Genomic DNA, 20,345 nt, shown 5'->3' with positions numbered 1-20,345 from the left:
AAAGAGAGATAATAAATACTAAATTTGTGTGAAAATTTTAAACATTAGGAGATGTAAACATGAAGGTCGTTAAATTCGGAGGCAGCTCACTCGCTTCAGGCGCCCAGCTTGAAAAAGTGTTTCACATCGTAACCTCAGACCCGGCACGGAAAGCTGTAGTCGTTTCGGCTCCCGGAAAACGCTACGCTGAGGATACGAAAGTGACTGATCTCTTAATCGCATGTGCAGAACAATATTTGGCAGCAGGGAGCGCCCCTGAGCTGGCGGAAGCTGTAGTGGAACGGTATGCCCTCATCGCAAATGAGCTTCAGCTGGAGCAAAGCATTATCGAAAAAATCCGGGATGATCTGTTTACGCTTTTAGAAGGAGAGAAAAGCAATCCCGAGCAGTATCTTGACGCAGTCAAAGCCAGCGGAGAGGATAACAACGCCAAGCTGATTGCCGCCTTTTTCTGCCATAAGGGTGTGAAAGCAGAATATGTGAACCCGAAGGATGCCGGCCTTTTTGTGACAAATGAACCCGGCAACGCGCAAGTTCTTCCTGAATCCTATCAAAACCTCTATCGTCTTCGGGAACGCGACGGCCTCATCATTTTTCCCGGTTTTTTCGGATTCAGCAAGGATGGCGATGTAATCACTTTCTCACGGAGCGGTTCTGATATTACCGGCTCGATTCTTGCCCACGGACTTCAAGCCGATTTGTACGAAAACTTTACGGACGTGGATGCTGTGTACTCTGTCAATCCGTCTTTTGTTGAGAATCCAAAGGAAATCAGTGAGCTGACTTACAGAGAGATGCGGGAGCTGTCCTACGCGGGCTTTTCGGTGTTTCATGATGAAGCGCTCATTCCGGCATTCAGAGCGGGGATTCCTGTTCAAATCAAAAATACGAACAACCCGTCAGCACAAGGAACCCGCGTCGTCAGCAAACGGGATAATACAAACGGGCCTGTCGTCGGCATTGCCAGCGATACCGGCTTTTGTAGCATTTATATCAGCAAGTATTTAATGAACAGAGAAATCGGATTTGGACGCAGAGCCCTTCAAATCCTGGAGGAGCACGGTTTGACGTATGAGCATGTTCCATCGGGAATTGATGACATGACCATCATCTTACGGGAGGGGCAAATGGACGCGGTCACTGAGCGCAGCGTCATCAAACGGATCAAAGAGGATCTGCAAGCCGATGAAGTGATTGTCGAGCATCATCTCGCACTGATTATGGTTGTAGGAGAAGCGATGCGCCATAATGTCGGCACAACGGCAAGAGCGGCCAAAGCATTATCAGAGGCAAAAGTGAATATTGAAATGATCAACCAAGGATCTTCTGAGGTAAGCATGATGTTCGGCGTGAAAGAAGCCGAAGAACGAAAAGCCGTTCAAGCGTTATACCAGGAATTTTTCGCGGGTGTGCTGGTCTCTTCATGTACATAAAAAGCGGGCGGCAGCGCCCGCTTTTTTTTATATCACCTCAGTATAGCCGAATTGTTCAATTTTTTTCTTGTCCACTATTATCCCTGCCAAGCTGATCGTTTCTGCATATCTTATAGTATCCTTCATAGGGAGGTGAAACCTTATGTCAGGATACTCTAACGGCGGCGGTTACGGCAGTTCTTTTGCTTTAATCGTTGTATTGTTTATTCTTTTAATTATCGTAGGGACTGCGTTTTTCGGCAGCTACTAAGCAGCTGACCGTCTCTGCGGGCGCCGTAAGCTCTACCTCTTGCGGCGCTGATTAAAAAAGAAACACCCCTTCTCTTGATGAGAAGGGGCTGGTTCTTACGTCATTCCTCTTTCCGTTACATGAAAGTCGAGTGATTCGGCGTTAGCAGAAACGCCAGCCACTGTAAAAATCGCGGCTGCGGCCAAACAAATAACAAACAACTTAGATTTCAATTTCATACAAACCTTCACTCCTTTGTATTTGTTTTCTTGCCTCTTCAACTTTTAGAAAGTAGGAAGCAGACAGTTTGAACCATTTTTGTTCATAGTAGTATTTTGCTACTTCTAGGGCTAAATCCTCTATATCAGCGTACATATTTTTATTTTTTAAGTAATGGAAACATCGTTCGATTCCTTCTTCATTGGGCTGATCCTGATATAGGGATTGCAAGAACTCGAATTTTACCGCGTAGTCTGCATCGTCTGTTTCTTTAGCATATTCATAGCCCCGCTTGTGATATTCCGAAGCTTTATCATGTTTTCCCCGTTTATAATAAATCAGGGTGATTAAAAAATAGGCTTGCGGCAGTGAATTGATGATTCTGCTGCTTTCAAACGTGGAAACCGATTTTTCAAAGTAGTCAATGGCAGGGTCAAGAAGCTCTTGGTTGTAATAGCATAACCCAAGATTGTAGTATGCTCTTCCAACCAGCTGGGCTTTTTGTTCTGCTTCGGCCATTTCGAGCGCCAATTTGAAATGGCGTGCGGCTTGTTCGAAATTCCTTTCATCCATCAGGTTGACCCCGAATACGAAATGGCATTGAATAATTCTCACATTATAGGTTTCCTGCTCCACATAAATTTCATAGGCGTTTTTTATATTGATCAGTGAAAAGTATGTTTGCTTCATATAATAATAAGCTTCCGCGATTTTAAAATAGAATTCAGCCCGTTCAATATGGTCTGCAACAAAGGAAAGCTTTTTCTCCGCCTGTTTATAATATGTAATGGCAGAAATAAATTCCCGCTTATCAAACTCATACATCCCGCGGAAAAAATTCACATAATAGTCGAGCAGCCCTTTTAGATCTGCCTGGTTGCTGTCGATGTTTCTTGATAATTCAGACAGGCTTGGCTGGTCTTCGATATTTAATTTCTCTAAGGGCTCTAGATAATCAAGCATAAGCTGGTGGCGGAATTCCATTAGTGAATAATAGAGCAGCAAGTTGGAATCGTGCTGCATGTGTTTCAGTTCCTGCTGGATTTCAGCTTTTAACACTTCGGCATCCGGTACGCTGAATGTCCGGATATATTTGTACCATTCGTTAATTTTTTGACCGACCGCTGAAGAAGGAATTACCCCGCTCTTCATTCCTTCACCCTCTCCCATCAAAAACTGTTTATGTCATATTTTATCATGTTTACAGGCCGTCCCGACCCGAAAAACACGCAATCTTTGTTTCGGGAGCACGCAATAAACCGAAGCGATGTGCAAAAAAGGCGGCTGCATTTGACGATGCCGCCGCCCTGTATGTTATTGCTGTTTTGCCGTTAAAGGAAGGCGGATGATGAATTTCGTGCCTTTTCCTTCTTCACTCTTGATTTCTACTGTGCCCTGATGCATTTCAACGAGCTGCTTGACGATGGAGAGACCAAGTCCGTATTCCCCGTATGCCGTGTTCGTTCTTGAAATATCAGCCTTGTAGAACCGCTCCCAAATATGCTCAATATCCTCTTTTGAAATGCCGATTCCCGTATCCTCGATTTCGATAATTGTCTCTTTATATCCTTCTATTCCGCGCAACCAAATGTTGCCGTTTTGCGTAAATTGGATGCTGTTTTTCGTAATGTTGACGAGAATTTGAATTAACCGGTCATAATCGGCATGGACGATAATGTTATCCTCTACCTGAATCGTCAGCTTGTTTTGCTTTTCTTCCGCCTGCTGTTCCAAGTGCTCTTTCACAATTTCGAAAACCTCGATCAGCGGAACATCGAGCTTGTTCAAGGTAATTTGCTGGGATCTGATTTTTTCATAATCCAGATTCTCTTTTACGAGCCGCAGCATTCGCTTCGTTTCCTCACTGATGAGAGAGAAGCATTTTTCCTTCTTATCCTCAGGAATCGTATGGCTGTTCAGCCCTTCAACTAAACCGTTGATCGTCGTCAGCGGTGTCCTTAACTCATGAGACACGTCAGCGATAAACTGCCTTCTCCGCTTCTCAAGTCGATCGATTTCATCCCTTGATTGCTTTAATTTTTTCGCCATGATATTAAAGTCAGACGCCAGTACGCCGATTTCGTCACCGTAGCTGTTTTCCAAGTGGATATCATAATCGCCGGAAGCCACTTTATCTGTCGCTTCTCTCAGCTTTTCAATCCGTTTCACATGGAATTTGGACAGAAGCCAGCTGACGAGAATGGTAATCACAAGTGTGCTGATCACAGCGTAAAACATGTAGAGATTGACCTGGTTGACCATCTGTTCAACACCGCTGATCGGAGAAATCAGCAGAACGGCGCCTTTAAATTCGTTCTGAACAAAAATAGGCTGCGCCACAAGGGACACTTCATCATCAAAACGGCCATCAGCTCTGATCATGACAGTCTGCCCTTTTTTCAGCTTATTCCATTCTGATTTCTTCAGCTTTTCCCTTGGCGGAAAGCCTTCGGGCATGAAATAAGGACGCTGCTTTTCATCAAAAAGCATAAACTGTGTCTTTCTTGTGCTCAGCAAATCCTGATACGGGTACAGCCTGCGCATATCAACCTGGCCGCCTTGGAATTCGTTTGCGATCTGTACCGCATATGATGTCAATTCCTCTACTTTGTTTTGATAGGCAAACTCTTTCACAAAGTGGGAAAACAGAGAAATGATAATGACAAACGCTAAAAGCAAAATGCTGATATGGCTCAGCAGCAGCTGATATAAATATTTAATCTTCATCAAATTTATACCCTACTCCCCACACCGTATATAGGAAAGGCTTGTCTTCGCTGGCAAGCTTTTTCCGCAGCCGTTTAATATGAACATCAACCGTTCGCTCATCTCCGTAGAACTGATAGCCCCATACCTGCTCAAGCAGCTGTTCTCTGGAGAACACCTGCCGCGGGTTTTGGACAAGGTAGTACAGCAGATCGAATTCCTTCGGCGTGAGGTTTTCTACAGGCTCTCCGTTTAAAAATACTTCTCTCGTTTTCTTATTAATGGTAAAGCATTCCGATTCGATCAAATCTTCATCAATGACCGCTTTGCCTGTCGCCTGATATCTTCTGATGACGGCTTTAATGCGGGCAACCAATGTCAGCGGACTGAACGGCTTCGTGACATAATCGTCCGCTCCCATCTCAAAACCGATGACCTGATCTGATTCAGTGTCTTTGGCAGTCAGCATGATAATCGGCACCGTGCTTGTCTCTCTTATTTTCCTGCAGATGGTCACGCCGTCCATGGATGGAAGCATAATATCCAAAATGATCAGGTCCCAATTTTCTTCCGTAAAACGCTGGTATCCCTCTAACCCATCATGAACGAATTCCGCTTCAAAACCTTCCTTAAAAAAGAACATCTCCGTCATCGTACATACACTAACATTATCTTCTATCATTAATATTTTCATTATATCCTCCGGTTGTTTTGATGCTTTTTTATATAATAGCACCATTTTATACAGAAGAATTTGTGTTTCACAATTGTTAGTTTTTATTTAATCAACTAGAAATAGATTGTTCATATTTTTTTCATACCTTTGGACTACTATTAATTTATCAACAAGCGGGCCCGCCCCACAGGCGGTCTTAACAATATAAATACCTATACGGAGGAACATAAATGAACTTTATCAAACGGGCCTTTTGGAATATGAAGGCTAAAAAGGGAAAAACGTTATTGCAATTATTTGTGTTTACAGTCATATGTGTCTTTGTTCTGTCAGGCCTCACAATCCAGTCGGCAGCACAAAAATCAAGCGAACTGGCCAGACAGGAGCTCGGCGGAAGCGTGACGCTCCAGGTCGACCGCCAAAAGCAAATGGAAAAACAGCAGGACAGCGGAGAAAAACGCAGCTTCGAATCAACACCGATCAAAGTATCTGATGCGAATAAGCTTGCAGCACTTGATCATGTGAAGAGCTACAACTACACCACATCAGCTTCAGCCAACGCAGGAAACTTTGATGCGATTGAAAGCTCTAGTTCAAGTGATTCCAGCTCAAGCAGTTCAAGCTCAAATAATAAAAACAGCCAAGGCGGCGGACAAGGCGGGCCGCAAATGGTTCAAGCCGATCTTTCTATCGAAGGTGTCATCAGCACAGCGTTAGTCGATGACTTCTCTGACGGAGATTCAAAAATCACAGACGGACGCGCGATTACAAAATCAGATGTCGGCAAAAAAGTAACAGTGATCAATGAAACATTAGCGGAAGATAATGATTTAAGCGTTGGCGATTCGATCACAATTGAATCAGCAACGGATGAAGATACAACGGTAAAGCTTAAGATTGTCGGTATCTATAAAACAACGTCTTCAGGCGATGACCAAGCCCAGAATTTCTCTTTCTTAAATCCTTACAACAAGCTTTACACACCTTACACAGCAACTGCAGCGCTGAAAGGTGATGACTATAAAAATACGATTGACTCAGCCGTTTATTATATGGATGATGCGAAAAATATCGATGCCTTCGTAAAAGCAGCGAAGAAAACATCGATTGATTTTGATACATTCACACTGAATACAAACGATCAGCTTTACCAGCAAATGGTCGGCCCGATCGAAAATGTAGCTTCTTTTTCTAAAAACGTCGTGTATCTTGTGTCAGTGGCAGGCGCTGTCATTCTCGGCCTGATTGTCATGATGTCTATCAGAGAGCGCAAATATGAGATGGGCGTGTTAATGGCGATCGGTGAAAAACGCTGGAAACTGATCGGACAGTTCTTAACTGAGATACTGATCGTGGCTGTTATCGCGATCGGCATTGCATCATTGACGGGAAATCTAGTTGCGAACCAGCTCGGAAATCAGCTTTTAACCCAGCAGATCAGTTCATCAACTGATTCAACACAAACCGCTAGCGGACAAATGCCCGGCGGCAGTGGCGGCATGGGCGGCGGAATGTTCGGACACAGCTCAGCAAACTCAGCAAACGTAGATGTCATTGATTCACTAAACGTTGCGGTTTCTATGAACGACATGCTTGTTCTTGGCGGAATCGGCATCTTCATCGCCATCATCGCAACATTGCTGCCGTCAATTTCAGTACTGCGGCTCCATCCGAAAACGATATTGACAAAACAGGAATAGAAAGAGGCGAAACTTATGAGCTTATTAGAATTTCAACAAGTCGGCTACTGGTATAAAGACAAAAGCCAGCCATTGTTTCAGGATATCAACATCAGCTTTCAAAAAGGAAAATTCTATACAATCGTCGGCACATCAGGGACAGGAAAAACCACTTTCCTGTCTCTGGCAGGCGGACTAGACGCGCCAAAAGAAGGAACCATCCTTTACGAGGGAAAAGCTGTTTCCAAAATCGGCTTAACAAATTTCAGAAATCAATATGTATCAATTGTCTTTCAGGCGTACAACCTGCTTCCATATATGACGGCTCTGCAGAATGTCACAACCGCCATGGAAATCACAGGTTCTAAAGAAAAGGACAAAGAAGCGTATGCGCTGGAAATGCTGCAGAAGGTCGGCATCAACGAAAAACAAGCCCGGCAAAAAGTGCTGACACTGAGCGGCGGACAGCAGCAGCGGGTATCAATCACAAGAGCTTTCTGCTGTGACACGGATCTCATCGTAGCCGATGAACCGACCGGAAACCTTGATGAAGATACCTCAAAAGAAATCGTACGCCTCTTTCAAGATCTGGCGCACAAGGAAAATAAATGCGTCATCATGGTGACGCACGATGAGCAAATTGCAAAAGTATCGGACATCAACATCAGACTTTCAAGAGGAAGCTTTACTGTGAAGGAAAACGTCGCAGTCGTATAACAAAAGCGCGCCTCTGCCAGTGCAGACAGGGGCGCAACCTATATCCCCCTTTTATATAGAAGTGAACATAAAAAGAGCGGCGGCTGCATCCCCCCGCTCTTTTTATTGTTTTTTTCTTCCTGATCCCTTTGATTTCTCTCTTCGCTTCTTTTTCCAAACGGCAAGAATAAACAGAAAGAGCGGAAACAATACCTGAAAAGGCAAATGAATATACAGCGGCACCACTTTCAGGCCTTCGTTCAAATGCTCTGAAAAGTTCGTCGCGATCGTAATAGAAAGAATTAAGATGCCCAATCCCATTGGATAAGCCAATTGAGAAGGGTTCTTTTCCTTAAAAAGCGTGGACGTGCCCACCACCACTGCGTATAAGTAAAGGCTGACCTTAAAAAAGCCGCCGATGATCAGTGCCAGCATAAAAAAGACATCTAGCCGGTCTAAAAATTCTTCAACCTTGATCGTCTGAATCGTACTTAAAAGAGGAAACTGGGATCTGAGTGTAAGATCAACATCAAGTACGCTGATATTAATCGCCACGGTAAGCGCCACAACCAATCCGCTGATGGCCATGGCGATCATCCCCTTTTTTTTCACATCTTTTCGGTCATTAAGATAAGGGAAAATCATCACGAATAAAACGACTTCACCAAACGGAACGTACATGGTCTGCGTAAAAACAGAGCGAATGACAGGAGGAATGCCGTCTACTAAAACCGGTTTTAAATTCTGGAGGTCTATGGAACCTGAAACAACAATTAGCACGAGGCCGATCGCACCCAGTAAATACATGGCTCCGAAAAGAAGCTCCGCCGCGCGGGCCAGCACTTCAATTCCTTTTCTGACGGCATATATGCTAACAATCATTAATAAAGCATTCACAATCAGAATCGGCGTATCATGATAAGCAAACGTCAGCAGCATTTCTCCAAAGTCACGCAGCACCCGGGCGGCAATATAGGCAAAGTACAGGATATACAGAAATGAAAACAGCCAGCTCAGCTTGGTTCCCAGCATATCATCCATATATTCTTTCGGGGAAGATTCCGGGTAACATTGATAAATGCCTTGATACAAATAGTAAAGAAACAAACCGACCGCACAGCCCAATAGAACTGCTATCCAAGCATCCCTGCCCGCCATTGATCCAGGTGTAATCAATAAGGCACTGCCCAGCTCAAAAATGATAATCATGACAAACAGCTGCCTGATGCTGATTTTGGCTTTTTCCATCTGCCATTTCCCCTTTCTCCAGCCCTACTCACCTTTAAGCTGGTGCCTGAGTGGATTGTTTCGCAACCCCGTTCTTCTGATATACGTCTCCGCCTTCACATCGACAGGCAGTTCCGGCAAATACTCTTTGTCCCATGTGTCCTTCATTTTTTCCCACTGCTTCGGATACTTTCTATATATCGTGTCACCAAAACCGATAAAGTCAATTTTGTTCTTTTTGATCTTTTTCACAGCATGGCTGATTTCCTTTTCCAACTCTTTGTTGAGAGCTTTTTCAATAGAGGCCAGCACCTTTGGGTTAGACAATTGGAAAGGGTATTTGACAGCATCCACAATTCCTTCAACTGTCACATGCACGTGGATGCGAGGACGCCCGTTCCGCATCTCAGGTACCAGCTTTGTGGTTTGATGGGTGATTTGTAAGCTGACCGCGTCCTTCGTCTTGCCCCAGTCAGCATTAACAAACGTATGCTGAACCTTATTCATAAGCCAGACGGCTCCAACGCTTTCCTTGTCTTCAATCCAATACTTTAAATGGCCTGACTTATCAAAAACCGCCAAACCGTCTGCCTGAAGAATGGCTTTCGGATCGGTCGCCTGCGTGTTTTCCATGCTGATTCCTTTTTTATCGTCACCAATCATCATATATCCCGGGATAACCGGCGCTTTTGTGGTGATGGCAAGTGTTTTCAGGACGTCCTGAATATTGGTTTTGACCACCCGTCCGTATTGCGCCTCCGTGAAGTCGAGTGTTTTATTGACTTTATTTGACGGAATTTTATCAATCGGCGTCAGGATTTTTACGATATTTTCCGCTTTTGTTTTATGGGCAACGACCATTGTCGCTGTTGTCCTAAATTCCGTATCCCGGTCAAGGTTATCTAACACAAAATCCAAGCCTTCCTCTCTTGCCAGCTTTTCACTGATCACGACCAGATTGGTATGGGCAAAGTAAAGCCGCCGGGATACCTTCATGGAGGCTTTTCTGAGTGCTTCCGTCATATTATCGCCTTCAATGGAATAGACCGAGATAGGCGGCCTGTCTCCAGCACCGCCTCCCTGAAGCCCGCCGGCAACATTTCCGGGATTGATAATTTGAAGATGCAGCACATAGTTGCCTTCGTTCGTTCGATCGATGCCAATCGCTGAGATAATCGCAAGGTCCGTCAGTTCCCGCTTATCCCAGCAGCCGGGCAGCACAATGACGCTCAAAAGCATGAGAACGGCTAATACACGTTTACGTACCATTCTTATCCCCTTCTTCCAAGTCTTTGTTCACCATTCCGCGTGAACCATCAGGCACTGGTCGCTGATCTTCCGCCTGCCGCACCTTATCTTCCTTGCTGATTGATTCCGGCCTTTTTTGATCAGCCCACCATGGAACCCTGAACAGTGTGTCCTTTACCCCTTGAGAAGAAAAAGGAGCAAGCGGCGACATATAAGGAACACCGAAAGAGCGCAGACTGCATAAATGGACAAACATCATAATGATCCCTAAAATCAGTCCGTAAAATCCCATAATAGAGGACGCGATGATAAAGATAAACCGAATGAGACGGGCTGAAATGGCCATGGCAAATGCGGGTGTCGCGAAGCTGGCAATCGCGGTGATGGCAACGATAATGACCATAGCTGGTGAGACGATGCCAGCTTGTACGGCAGCCTGGCCGATAACAAGCGCACCTACGATCGATACCGCCGAGCCGACAACGCGCGGCAGCCTGACGCCGGCTTCCCTCAGAATCTCAAAAGCAACCTCCATCGTGATTGCTTCGACAACAGCCGGAAAAGGGACAATCTCCCGCTGAGCCGCAATAACCACTAATAGCTGAGTCGGAATCATTTCCTGGTGAAACGTCGTGGCTGCCACATAAACAGCCGGAGCGACAAGTGAAATAAAAAAGACCAAAACCCGCAGAACCCGTATGCTTGTCGCAATGTCAAAACGCGAATAATAGTCTTCAACGGACTGAAAAAATTGAATAAATAAAGCCGGCGCAATGAGAACAAACGGCGTTCCGTCCACAACAATCGCAAATCTCCCTTCTAACAGATTTCCCGCTACAACATCCGGGCGTTCTGTATGATACAAGGTCGGAAACGTCGTAAATGTTTCATCTTCAATCAGCTGCTCGATATATCCAGACTCTAAAATACTGTCAATATCTATTTTTTTCAGGCGCGAGCGCACTTCTTTCAGCACCTTTTCATCACAAATGCCATGAATGTACATGAGCGCGACATCCGTGTGTGTCACAGATCCGATTTTCATTTTCTCTACCCATACATTCGGATTTTTGATGTATCGGCGGATCATGGAAATATTGGTTTGCAGAGACTCTGTGAACCCTTGGCGCGGACCGCGGAAGGACATCTGGGTGCTCGGCTCTTGGATGGAGCGTTTCTCTCCCCCTTGTGTGCTGCAAATAAGCGCCTCTTCTGAACCGTCTGCGAAAATCAGTGAATTGCCGAGCATTAATTCAGAAAAAAGCTTGTCCCAGCCCTTTTCTGCTTTCACTCCGCCCAGCGGGAGCGTTTTTTCAAGAATCTGCTGGATGGCATGAGAATTTTGGATGGACTCGTCCTGAACCAAGGGCTCGATTAGAGATTCATGAATCGTGTTATTATCGACCAGACCCGCAATATAAATAACAGCGAGGTGGACACGATCCTGTTCCCCGATTTTGATCTCGCGAATGATGACGTCTGAGCTGCTTCCGACTTCCTTTTTCGTTTCAGCTATGTTTTTTGCCAAACTTGGGGAAACGAAAACCGGCCTTTCTTTTTCCTGCTGCTGGTTCTGATTCTTTTCTTCCGTATTCTGTTTGTCTTTTGAACCGGTATTGTTCTTTCGCTTAAAAAATAAAGGCATACACAAAATACCTTTCCTTGTCGTTTTCTCATATTCTTCCTTTGAGAGTTGAGATTATGCATTCGGATGGCTGCGGTATAACTTCACTGATAAAGATAGACACTAAAAGCGGAGGGTGATGAAGCATGAAAATATTAGGCGTGACAGGGATCATATTAATTTGTTTATTAACTATTTCTGTTTTCATGGACATGCTTCAAGGTTTCAGTTTGACAAAAGCCATTTATAACAATATGTCCAGCTTTAAAATGACGACGTTTACAGAATGGGTCGTGCTTTTATTTTTTGTTCTGATACTGGTGAGGGAAATATATATGCTCTATAAAGCGAAAAAAAAGAACCCCTAGAGCGGGGCGATTTTTTCAGGCGATAATATTGCCGTCTGCTGTATCGCTAGTATGTTTGTTGATTGTTCCTTTGAAGATGCGATTGCCGATGATTTTGGAATTGGTTGAGGTGTTTGTTTGGATGGCTACCGCCGTGCCTGCGGAGAGGTTATTGATGGTGTTTCCAGAGATGATAGAACCTGCAGAACCGTTGACATAAATAACAATCGGATTCCCGGCCGTTCTGTTGACTGAAATGGTATTATCAAATATCTCATGTACACCGGCGCTGATATAGATGGTGACCAAAAGCGGAGATCTTTCAAAGTGGTTACTGATAATAGAGGTTTTTGCACTTGTGGAGCAGTAAATCGGATAATTTTTAAAATTTTTAAATGTATTGTTTTTGATGACGGCGTTAGCATTGTTCGTGATGGAAACGGTATACGATTCCAAGGCTCCTTCGAACGCATCGGGAATCATTGTATTTCCTTCAATCACCGCGTTTCCTTGAGCGATCCAAATTCCCCGGCTGAATTTTCTCAGCACATTATCTTTTATGATCATATCGCCGCCGGTTATGGTCACACCGTCAATGACTTCAATGAGGCAGTTATTCAGAAATGCGCTATCATCTGACAGCACTGCGCGAAGGCCGGTACTGCGCCTTGTTTCAGACAGTCCGCTTTGAATTTGGTTGCCGTCTACCTTCACGTCGGAAGACTGATAAACCAATATCCCTGTGTTTTCAAAGTTACTGATTTTGTTGTTCGTGACAAGAACGCTCTTTCCTCTGACATCAATCCCGGTTGAAAACCCGGTAATAAGATTGCCGGCGATCACCGCATCACTGCTCTCTTTTCCTTGTGATACACCGAGTCCGGTAATCCCGACTCTAGGCGCAGCAGCCGCGTCTTCCGCCCGTCTGAGAATATTTCCCTTGATCACCGTTTGAGTTCCATATCCATAGCTGATCGTATTGTCTGAGTGGTTTCCTTCTATTGAAATGCCGTACCCGTTAAAATTGGTCACAGAACTTGAAACGTTTCCGCTAAAATGGTTATTGCGAATGGATACATTGATCGGCTCTTCATAGTCAACATCGCCTTCACCGTATCCTTCTATATCAATTCCGAATTTCGGCGCTGTTCCATTACCCGTCCCGGCATCTTCAATCACGCATTCCTCCACTGTGACCATGTCACATCCGGTTATGGAAATGTTATTTCTTCTCGACCGCCGAACCTCACAGCGGCGGATGGTAATATGCTCTGACGTTCGATAATTATTAGATGTCTTTAAGCCTAACGGACTGACAATAATCCCGTCCCCGGTGAAATCAGAAATTTTGACATCATCAATGACAACATTCGAGCATCCTTCAATGCAAATGCCAAAGCCCCATTCATGGGTTGACCTTATCCCCGCGGTCGCATACGTATGTTCATCGCGCTCGCCGATAATTTGTCCCCCGGAAATGGTTATATTCTCTTGCCTGCCTACATAAAATGCGGAATACCCCCACGAACTGTTCGGAATGACTTTGATGATGCACTCTGGGTCCATCATAATCTCAAGGTTGCCGGGAACAATGATTCCGGCGTTTCGAAACTTTTGATTGGAATCTCCTCCAAGTGTCCCGTCTATTAAATATGTCCCTTTTGGGAACCAGACAGTATGATATCCTTTCGAAACAGCCGTACTGAGGCACTGATTAATCAATTCTGTTGAATCCGTTTTACCATCTCCTGTAATACCGAAATCCGCCGCATTTAATATGAATTCAGCCAATTGCGAGCCTCCTTCTCCATGATTAGTATCATGATACTCACAAAGGCCCGATCCGCTTGTACATTTCTCTAAAATTTTATTAAAAAAATATAAAGGAATAGTTTTGTAAGAAAACCTCACGAAAAAAGTCCTAAAAACCAGTATAAATTCACTATTTTCATACGTTTATATTTTTTCTATTCTGGAACTTCTTGAAATGAGTATAAATTATATTGACACAAGTATTATATAAGAATATGATTTTTATAATACACTTTTTTAAGAAAGGGTTTGGCTGACATGGCTTCGATTGATAACGAAAGTATCATTAAAAGCGTCCCGCAAAAAGGGTTCTTTGGTCACCCGCGAGGACTATTTACACTATTTTTCACCGAATTTTGGGAGCGTTTCTCTTACTATGGAATGAGAGCAATCTTGCTTTACTATTTGTATACAGAGACGGTAAACGGAGGGCTTGGCTTTGACAAAGGCACAGCGGTTGCCATTATGTCGATCTACGGATCACTCGTATACATGTCCACTATTATTGGCGGATGGCTTGCTGACCGGGTATTCGGAACCGCAAACACTGTGTTTTACGGCGGCATATTCATTATGTTCGGCCACATTGCACTCGCCTATCCAGGCAGCGCGACAGCATTCTATATCAGCATGGTGCTTATCATTATCGGAACAGGCTTATTAAAACCAAACGTTTCAAGCGTGGTTGGAGATCTTTACACGAAAGAAGACCCCCGCCGCGACTCAGGTTTCAGTATTTTCTACATGGGGATTAACCTTGGCGGTTTACTCGCGCCGTTAATTGTCGGAACACTCGGACAGAAGTACAACTATCATCTCGGCTTCGGAGCTGCCGCAGTTGGAATGCTTCTCGGACTTATCGTATTTGCCCTGACAAGAAAGAAAAACCTCGGGATTGCAGGCTCAAATGTGCCGAATCCGCTGTCTAAAAAATCTGCGATTGGCACTGGAATCGGTGTTATCGTTGTGGCAATCGCAGTGATTATTTCTGTTCAAACAGGCATGCTTACGATCAATGGTTTCATCGACCTTGTAAGTATTCTCGGTATTTTGATTCCTATTGTTTATTTCATCATCATGTTTACAAGCAAAAAAGCGGACAAAACAGAAAAATCTCGTCTTGCCGCTTACATCCCTTTGTTTATCGGTGCTGTCATGTTCTGGGCTATTCAGGAACAGGGAGCGACCATTCTTGCGGTTTACGCTGATGAACGCATAAGACTTTCATTGGGCGGATTAGAACTTCAGTCATCTTGGTTCCAATCATTAAATCCATTGTTTATCGTCATTTTTGCGCCAATTTTTGCGTGGCTATGGATGAAGCTTGGCAAACGCCAGCCGTCCACACCAGTTAAATTCTCAATCGGAATTATTCTAGCTGGCTTGTCATTTATCATTATGGTATTCCCTGCAATGCAAGGAAAAGAAGCACTCGTAAGCCCGCTTTGGCTCGTTCTCAGCTTCCTGCTTGTCGTGCTTGGAGAGCTGTGCCTGTCTCCAGTCGGTTTATCCGTAACAACGAAACTGGCGCCAGCTGCATTCTCTGCACAGACAATGAGTATGTGGTTTCTGACTAACGCAGCAGCCCAAGCGATCAATGCCCAAGTAGCCGGATTGTTTGATAAAATTCCTGAAACAATGTACTTCGGCACCATCGGTTTGATATCAATCGTACTTGGCGGCATTCTCCTGCTGCTATCGCCGATTATCAAACGCGCGATGAAAGGGGTCTTATAATAAGAAACAGCCCGCGGATTTTGATCACGGGCTGTTTTTTTATTTGTCCATCCATTTACTGAAGCTTTGATCAAAGGCTTGCGGTTCTTCCAGCATCGGCTGATGGCCGCTCTTCTCAAAAATAACCTTCTCCACATGGGGATATGACCCCTCAACAGCATCCCACAGCGTAACAGGCGCAACCAGATAATCATATCTGCCTAAGCCGATATACACCGGCACCTGAACATCAGCTAACCGCTCAATAAGATCAAGCTGGGCAAATGTATGTCCCCATAATTCATCAATGATCGGCATATTCGTGAAAACACCGTCCCATAAAGCAGCAGCATGCGGACGCTCTTGATAAAAGCTTTTCGCTTCAGCGCGAATACACATGTGCACGAAGCGTCTTTCGGGATCAATCTCTATGTCCCGCGGCAAATTCGCAATGTCTTTTTCAAAACGTTTCTTTCTCTCGAGACTGGCGGTCTCCATGAAAAACGATTCGCTTTTTCGCTGTCTTTCTTCACTGTTATCAGGTGCGGTATTGAAAAGCGCAACCTTTCGAACATGCTCAGGATATGTCCTGGCATATTCTAAAGCCATAAAAGCGTGCCCAGAATGGCCCAAGATGACGACATCTTCAAGCTGAAGAGATATTCTCATCCTTTCAATATCGGCCAAGACGGCATCAAGCCTCAGATCTTCTGCCCGCAGTTCCCTCTTGGGTTTAGCAAATCCCCTATGATCGACAAATATCCATTGATATTTCTGTTTGATGTGTTCGGAAAAAAGACGCGGGTAGTAAACCGCACTCCCGATCACAAGAATGGGTGCGCCCTCTCCCTCGATTCGATATGATAAATCAAAACCGTCTGAGTGACAGATCCCCGTACGTTCCATTTCTCTCGCCTCCTTTGTTTTCATTATATAAAAATAAAAGCCTGACGGATGGCGTCAGGCTTTCGATATTATTGCTTCAATTCCTCAAGCGTCTTTTCCCATCTATTCAGCACCTCTTCAGGGCTGTGAAGCTGGATATGGACACCAGAAGTCAAATCAGCATATTTCGCAACGTCCTCCTTCACCGAAACGATGCGGCAGGCAAAACGGTTTCTGTCATATTCGGCTTCTTTCAAAGGCGGCAAAGGCTCGCATTGCAGCTTCACATAATGAGCGGCTCCCCTCCACCATGCCGTGAACTGCGCTTTTCCTGTACGAAGGATGTTGGCGGCAGTCGCTGTGTTTTTCCACAGCGCGATTCTTATATCCGTTCGGCTCAGAGCAATGATTTCTCCCGCGCTGATCATGGCGGCGTGCGGCCAGCCGTCCTCCGATACCGTTTGGAGAACGAAAGCCTCATGCTGCTTCTCCTTTAGGCGTTTCCCGTCAAGCAGCTCAAAGAGACGGTCTGAAATACAATTCACGCTGATCAGGCCTTTCGCTCCGGCACAGCCGGAACTTCAATTGCTGTTTCTGTTTCCTTCGGATCGATTTTAAATGCCGGATTGTATTTTGCGGGATTTGTAATGCTTTCCGGTTCACAGGATCTCCATGTAAAAAAGCATGTTTGGCACTGATAAACTTCCCATGCGCCTTCTACAGGCGATTTGCTCATGACTTCTCCCTTTTTTGAATCGCATCGAGGACATGTATGCATATCGAATCATCCTTTCCTTATTTATTCATTAAGTCCATTAGTTTTTGCTCCCATTCTTTCGTTGTTAATGGTGAATCAAGCGGCTGTGAATAATGGCCTCTTGTTTCCGGCGCAACCGGTGTTGTGGCGTCAAGAATCATTTTGTGAGTGATCCCTGATGGGTTAGATCCCGGGTCAAGCGGCAGAACAGATAAATCCGGAATAATAACCGCATCGTGCTTCGGATGCATTTTGGTCGAAAGCGCCCACATGACCTGCGGCAGGTTGAATGGATCGACATCCTCGTCAACGACAATGACCATTTTGCAGTAGCCGAGTCCGTGCGGTGTTGTGAGTGCGCGCATGCCGACCGCTTTTGCAAATCCGCCATAGCGTGTTTTTGTGGAAACGATCGCGATCAAACCGTGTGTGTACATGGCGTTTACTGCCACAATTTCATTCGGATATGCTTCTTTTAACTGCTGATAAAGCGGCACACAAGTATTGATGCCGATCATGTAATCGCATTCTGTCCAAGGCATGCCTAAGTATAAATGTTCGAAAATTGGATTGTTTCTGTGATACACGCGTTTAATTTTGATGATCGGCATGCTGCGTCCGCCAGAATAATGCCCTGTGAATTCACCGAACGGGCCTTCATATTCACGCTCTCCGGCAATGATTTCGCCTTCAAGCACAACTTCAGCGCCCCATGGAACATCAAGATCAGACAGCTTAGATTTGACGATGCGATATGGTTCGCCTTGAATTGCGCCTGCCATTTCGTATTCTGATTGATCATAAAGAAGCGGAGTCGATGCCGCCGTTGTAATGACCGGCTCACAGCCGAGCGCAATGGTGACCGGAAGATTGATGCCGCGTTCTTCGGCTTGGCGCAGATGGATCGCAATATCGTGCTGCGGCACAGGCTGAATGCCGAGGCGGTCTTTTCCTTTGACCTGCATTCTGTAAATGCCGACGTTTTGTTTGCCGAAGTTGTCAGGGTCTTCAAGATCGCGGGAAATGACACATGCTTTGTCTAAATAGTAACCGCCGTCTCCTTGGTTAATTCTGAAAAGAGGCAGTATATCGAACAAATTGATATCTTCTGTGATTTCATTTTCATGAAACGGCGCTGTTTCCTCACGTTTGACCGGCATCGGAAACTGGTCATAACGCTTCGCGAATTCAAAAAACTGTTCTTTTACCGGCGTGTCTTTTGGCATGCCCAGCATCATTGCATGGTTCGGCCAAGAGCCGATCACATTCATCGCAATTTGTGCGTTGTGATAGCCGTAAATGTTGTTAAATAAGAGCGCGGGGCTTTTATCGCCAAGATTGCTGGCTGCGCGTGCTGCGGCTCCTAAATCCGGTTCCGGCTTTACCTCTTCATTCACTGTTAGCAGCTGTCCTTCTTTTTCAAGGGCAGCAAGAAATTCTCTGAAATCTTGATAAGCCATGATCAAGCTCCTCCTTTTTGTTTTTCAATCCCATTCCAGCGTTTCGCTTCAGGAAGGCGAATGCCAAATTGGTCCAATGTTCTGAATACAATATGGTCGACCATTTCCTCTAAGCTGCTCGGCTGATTATAAAATGCCGGCATCGGAGGAAGAATGATGGTGCCCATTTTCGTAAGCGCTAGCATATTTTCGAGATGAATCTGGTTCAAAGGCGTTTCTCTCGTTAAGAGGACGAGTTTTTTTCTCTCCTTGAGCATGACATCCGCCGCACGTGTCAGCAGATTATCCGCCATCCCGGTGCGAATGCTTGCGAGAGATTTCATGCTGCACGGTGCAACAATCATTCCATCGGTATCAAACGAACCGCTTGAAATGGCTGCCGCCTGATCTTTATGCGAATATGTGTATGTGGCCAGTTGTTCTACTTCTTTTAAGGTATAGCCTGTTTCGTGTTTGATCGTGACGTTAGCCCAAGGAGACACAACGAGATGGGTTTCCACTCCGGCGGCCTTCAGCCACTCCAGCAGCCTGACCCCGAAAATGGCCCCTGTTGCCCCTGTCATTCCGACAACGAGTTTCACTTTGCCCCCTCCTTTACGCTTGAATTCTGCTTTCAATTCCATCATACTCCTGATATATCCATATGAAAAATATCTGTTAAATCTATATTTAATACCTAAAAGGTATAGTGAGGAGGCGCTTTCTTTTGGACATTCGCCAGCTTCGATATTTCATTACCATAGCCCAAGAACAGAAAATCACATCCGCCGCCAAAAAGCTTCACATGGCGCAGCCGCCTTTAAGCAGGCAGCTGAAACAGCTGGAGGACGAGCTTGGTGTCGTTTTGTTTGACCGGAATAAGAAAAAGCAAATGACGCTTACATATGAAGGAACTGTTTTTCTGAAAAGAGCTAAGGAGATTTTGCATAGGTTTGAGGATGCCGTCATCGAGGTACAAGAGCTGAAGGAGGAGGTGGCAGGCACACTGGCCGTGGGTTCAACGATTTATTGCGCCGCTCTGATGCTTGAAAAAGTAACACAGATCAAAGAGAGATACCCTCACCTCACCTTTAATATTTGGGAGAATGAGCCTGCGACGCTGTTAGAGCTGCTGGAAAGCCGTCAAATCGATGCGGCGGTCACGACGACACTGATCAAAAGCGACACAGTCCAATTTAAACAGCTTGATGACATTCCATGTGTGCTCGTGCTTTCAGAAGAGGCCGGATATCCGTGCGGTGACACCATTAAAATGGAGGACATTCCTTCCTTTCCGCTGATTCTGCTGCGGCCTGTCAACGGGAAAGGTGTCTATAATCAGGTCATGAATGAATTTCATCGTTTGAATCTGGAGCCGCGTATTGTTTGTGAATGCCACGATTCCGCAACTTTGCTCAGCCTCGTTTCTTCCGGATTTGGCGCGTCCATTCTGCCCGTCACGATGATTCCCGTTCATATGAGAAACCACGTTCACACTGTGCATATCGAAAACAATCCCTTCATTATGACACCGGCTGTCATGTGGAGAACGGACAGTTATTTGCCAAAACCGGTACAGCAATTTTTGGATTTATTTTAAAAGATTTTGCCTTATGAAAACCAATTACTTGACTCATACTAAAAAAAAGTTA

At 45.0% G+C, this 20,345-nt stretch carries 20 protein-coding genes; 7 read left to right on the top strand and 13 right to left on the bottom strand.

Annotated features, from left to right (window positions below):
- The first annotated feature begins 59 nt into the window (after positions 1-59).
- Together CVV77_RS15390 and CVV77_RS15385 are read left to right on the top strand one after the other, a co-directional pair.
- Positions 60-1,433, top strand: coding sequence for an aspartate kinase (locus tag CVV77_RS15390; protein ID WP_100275821.1), 1,374 nt, complete (start codon positions 60-62; stop codon positions 1,431-1,433).
- A gap of 142 nt (positions 1,434-1,575) precedes the next feature.
- On the top strand, positions 1,576-1,683 hold the full coding sequence (locus tag CVV77_RS15385) for a YjcZ family sporulation protein (RefSeq protein WP_019257466.1): 108 nt from the start codon (positions 1,576-1,578) through the stop codon (positions 1,681-1,683).
- Positions 1,684-1,778: 95 nt separating this feature from the next.
- Here CVV77_RS15385 and phrC read toward each other — a convergent pair whose 3' ends face one another.
- The 4 genes from phrC to yclJ all read right to left on the bottom strand — a co-directional run bounded on the left by phrC (position 1,779) and on the right by yclJ (position 5,281).
- Positions 1,779-1,901, bottom strand: coding sequence for a phosphatase RapC inhibitor PhrC (phrC, locus tag CVV77_RS15380; RefSeq protein ID WP_003240188.1), 123 nt, complete (start codon positions 1,899-1,901; stop codon positions 1,779-1,781).
- Positions 1,885-3,033: a response regulator aspartate phosphatase RapC gene (rapC, locus tag CVV77_RS15375; RefSeq protein WP_019257465.1), complete on the bottom strand. Its 1,149-nt coding sequence runs from the start codon at positions 3,031-3,033 to the stop codon at positions 1,885-1,887. Before rapC ends, phrC begins: the two co-directional genes overlap by 17 nt.
- A 162-nt stretch (positions 3,034-3,195) precedes the next feature.
- Complete coding sequence (yclK, locus tag CVV77_RS15370; protein WP_100275820.1) at positions 3,196-4,611, bottom strand: two-component system sensor histidine kinase YclK; 1,416 nt, start codon at positions 4,609-4,611, stop codon at positions 3,196-3,198.
- Positions 4,598-5,281, bottom strand: a complete 684-nt coding sequence (gene yclJ / locus CVV77_RS15365) for a two-component system response regulator YclJ (protein WP_003240180.1) — start codon at positions 5,279-5,281, stop codon at positions 4,598-4,600. The genes yclK and yclJ overlap by 14 nt, the downstream gene beginning before the upstream one ends.
- Positions 5,282-5,493: 212 nt before the next feature.
- Here yclJ and CVV77_RS15360 point away from each other — a divergent pair, with 212 nt between their 5' ends.
- Both CVV77_RS15360 and CVV77_RS15355 read left to right on the top strand, forming a co-directional pair.
- Positions 5,494-6,963, top strand: coding sequence for an ABC transporter permease (locus tag CVV77_RS15360; RefSeq protein WP_100275819.1), 1,470 nt, complete (start codon positions 5,494-5,496; stop codon positions 6,961-6,963).
- A gap of 15 nt (positions 6,964-6,978) precedes the next feature.
- Positions 6,979-7,659: an ABC transporter ATP-binding protein gene (locus CVV77_RS15355; protein WP_100275818.1), complete on the top strand. Its 681-nt coding sequence runs from the start codon at positions 6,979-6,981 to the stop codon at positions 7,657-7,659.
- 102 nt (positions 7,660-7,761) lie between these two features.
- On the opposite strand, the gene CVV77_RS15350 is transcribed toward CVV77_RS15355, so the two are convergent.
- Genes CVV77_RS15350 through gerKA form a run of 3 tightly spaced genes read right to left on the bottom strand, consistent with a single transcriptional unit; the run spans position 7,762 to position 11,758 of the window.
- Entirely contained in the window at positions 7,762-8,886 is a 1,125-nt protein-coding gene (locus tag CVV77_RS15350) for an endospore germination permease GerKB (RefSeq protein ID WP_100275817.1), read from the bottom strand.
- Between the two features lie 24 nt (positions 8,887-8,910).
- Positions 8,911-10,134 (bottom strand): Ger(x)C family spore germination protein, encoded by a 1,224-nt coding sequence (locus CVV77_RS15345; protein ID WP_019257460.1) that lies wholly within the window; start codon positions 10,132-10,134, stop codon positions 8,911-8,913.
- Complete coding sequence (gene gerKA / locus CVV77_RS15340; RefSeq protein WP_100275816.1) at positions 10,124-11,758, bottom strand: spore germination protein GerKA; 1,635 nt, start codon at positions 11,756-11,758, stop codon at positions 10,124-10,126. Before gerKA ends, CVV77_RS15345 begins: the two co-directional genes overlap by 11 nt.
- A 125-nt stretch (positions 11,759-11,883) precedes the next feature.
- Here gerKA and CVV77_RS15335 point away from each other — a divergent pair, with 125 nt between their 5' ends.
- Positions 11,884-12,105 carry a YczF family membrane protein gene (locus CVV77_RS15335; protein WP_003240168.1) on the top strand — a complete coding sequence of 74 codons (222 nt, stop codon included), beginning with the start codon at positions 11,884-11,886 and terminating at the stop codon, positions 12,103-12,105.
- Positions 12,106-12,120: 15 nt separating this feature from the next.
- Here the strand turns inward: CVV77_RS15335 and CVV77_RS15330 are convergent, their stop codons facing one another.
- Positions 12,121-13,875 (bottom strand): right-handed parallel beta-helix repeat-containing protein, encoded by a 1,755-nt coding sequence (locus tag CVV77_RS15330; protein WP_084994540.1) that lies wholly within the window; start codon positions 13,873-13,875, stop codon positions 12,121-12,123.
- A 279-nt stretch (positions 13,876-14,154) separates the two neighbouring features.
- Here CVV77_RS15330 and CVV77_RS15325 point away from each other — a divergent pair, with 279 nt between their 5' ends.
- Positions 14,155-15,633 carry a peptide MFS transporter gene (locus tag CVV77_RS15325; RefSeq protein ID WP_003240164.1) on the top strand — a complete coding sequence of 493 codons (1,479 nt, stop codon included), beginning with the start codon at positions 14,155-14,157 and terminating at the stop codon, positions 15,631-15,633.
- A 39-nt stretch (positions 15,634-15,672) separates the two neighbouring features.
- Here the strand turns inward: CVV77_RS15325 and CVV77_RS15320 are convergent, their stop codons facing one another.
- The 5 genes from CVV77_RS15320 to CVV77_RS15300 form a co-directional block, all read right to left on the bottom strand.
- The gene (locus tag CVV77_RS15320; protein WP_100275815.1) at positions 15,673-16,518 is read right to left on the bottom strand and encodes an alpha/beta fold hydrolase; all 846 of its coding nucleotides are present in this window, start codon (positions 16,516-16,518) and stop codon (positions 15,673-15,675) included.
- A gap of 68 nt (positions 16,519-16,586) precedes the next feature.
- Positions 16,587-17,051: a pyridoxamine 5'-phosphate oxidase family protein gene (locus tag CVV77_RS15315; protein ID WP_084994534.1), complete on the bottom strand. Its 465-nt coding sequence runs from the start codon at positions 17,049-17,051 to the stop codon at positions 16,587-16,589.
- Complete coding sequence (gene bsdD / locus CVV77_RS15310) at positions 17,048-17,275, bottom strand: phenolic acid decarboxylase subunit BsdD (protein WP_019257455.1); 228 nt, start codon at positions 17,273-17,275, stop codon at positions 17,048-17,050. The genes CVV77_RS15315 and bsdD overlap by 4 nt, the downstream gene beginning before the upstream one ends.
- Before the next feature lie 17 nt (positions 17,276-17,292).
- Positions 17,293-18,714, bottom strand: a complete 1,422-nt coding sequence (gene bsdC / locus CVV77_RS15305; RefSeq protein ID WP_003240157.1) for a phenolic acid decarboxylase BsdC — start codon at positions 18,712-18,714, stop codon at positions 17,293-17,295.
- A 2-nt stretch (positions 18,715-18,716) separates the two neighbouring features.
- Positions 18,717-19,331 (bottom strand): non-oxidative hydroxyarylic acid decarboxylases subunit B, encoded by a 615-nt coding sequence (locus CVV77_RS15300; RefSeq protein ID WP_100275949.1) that lies wholly within the window; start codon positions 19,329-19,331, stop codon positions 18,717-18,719.
- Between the two features lie 89 nt (positions 19,332-19,420).
- Between CVV77_RS15300 and bsdA the strand changes: the two genes are divergently transcribed.
- Positions 19,421-20,293 carry a transcriptional regulator BsdA gene (bsdA, locus tag CVV77_RS15295; RefSeq protein ID WP_014112633.1) on the top strand — a complete coding sequence of 291 codons (873 nt, stop codon included), beginning with the start codon at positions 19,421-19,423 and terminating at the stop codon, positions 20,291-20,293.
- The last annotated feature ends 52 nt before the right edge of the window (positions 20,294-20,345 follow it).

The organism is Bacillus sp. SN1 (assembly GCF_002796895.1).
GTDB classification, from domain to species: domain Bacteria; phylum Bacillota; class Bacilli; order Bacillales; family Bacillaceae; genus Bacillus; species Bacillus inaquosorum.
This window is presented reverse-complemented; position numbering and strand designations above follow the sequence as displayed.

What these genes read in the sequence shown, in the direction of transcription:
- CVV77_RS15320 (WP_100275815.1), bottom strand. Translation starts at nt 16,518, where the DNA reads ATGGAACGTACGGGGATCTGTCACTCAGACGGTTTTGATTTATCATAT.
- bsdD (WP_019257455.1), bottom strand. Translation starts at nt 17,275, where the DNA reads ATGCATACATGTCCTCGATGCGATTCAAAAAAGGGAGAAGTCATGAGC.
- bsdC (WP_003240157.1), bottom strand. Translation starts at nt 18,714, where the DNA reads ATGGCTTATCAAGATTTCAGAGAATTTCTTGCTGCCCTTGAAAAAGAA.
- CVV77_RS15390 (WP_100275821.1), top strand. Translation starts at nt 60, where the DNA reads ATGAAGGTCGTTAAATTCGGAGGCAGCTCACTCGCTTCAGGCGCCCAG.
- gerKA (WP_100275816.1), bottom strand. Translation starts at nt 11,758, where the DNA reads ATGCCTTTATTTTTTAAGCGAAAGAACAATACCGGTTCAAAAGACAAA.
- yclJ (WP_003240180.1), bottom strand. Translation starts at nt 5,281, where the DNA reads ATGAAAATATTAATGATAGAAGATAATGTTAGTGTATGTACGATGACG.
- CVV77_RS15325 (WP_003240164.1), top strand. Translation starts at nt 14,155, where the DNA reads ATGGCTTCGATTGATAACGAAAGTATCATTAAAAGCGTCCCGCAAAAA.
- CVV77_RS15345 (WP_019257460.1), bottom strand. Translation starts at nt 10,134, where the DNA reads ATGGTACGTAAACGTGTATTAGCCGTTCTCATGCTTTTGAGCGTCATT.
- CVV77_RS15350 (WP_100275817.1), bottom strand. Translation starts at nt 8,886, where the DNA reads ATGGAAAAAGCCAAAATCAGCATCAGGCAGCTGTTTGTCATGATTATC.
- CVV77_RS15355 (WP_100275818.1), top strand. Translation starts at nt 6,979, where the DNA reads ATGAGCTTATTAGAATTTCAACAAGTCGGCTACTGGTATAAAGACAAA.
- rapC (WP_019257465.1), bottom strand. Translation starts at nt 3,033, where the DNA reads ATGAAGAGCGGGGTAATTCCTTCTTCAGCGGTCGGTCAAAAAATTAAC.
- phrC (WP_003240188.1), bottom strand. Translation starts at nt 1,901, where the DNA reads ATGAAATTGAAATCTAAGTTGTTTGTTATTTGTTTGGCCGCAGCCGCG.
- CVV77_RS15335 (WP_003240168.1), top strand. Translation starts at nt 11,884, where the DNA reads ATGAAAATATTAGGCGTGACAGGGATCATATTAATTTGTTTATTAACT.
- CVV77_RS15360 (WP_100275819.1), top strand. Translation starts at nt 5,494, where the DNA reads ATGAACTTTATCAAACGGGCCTTTTGGAATATGAAGGCTAAAAAGGGA.
- CVV77_RS15385 (WP_019257466.1), top strand. Translation starts at nt 1,576, where the DNA reads ATGTCAGGATACTCTAACGGCGGCGGTTACGGCAGTTCTTTTGCTTTA.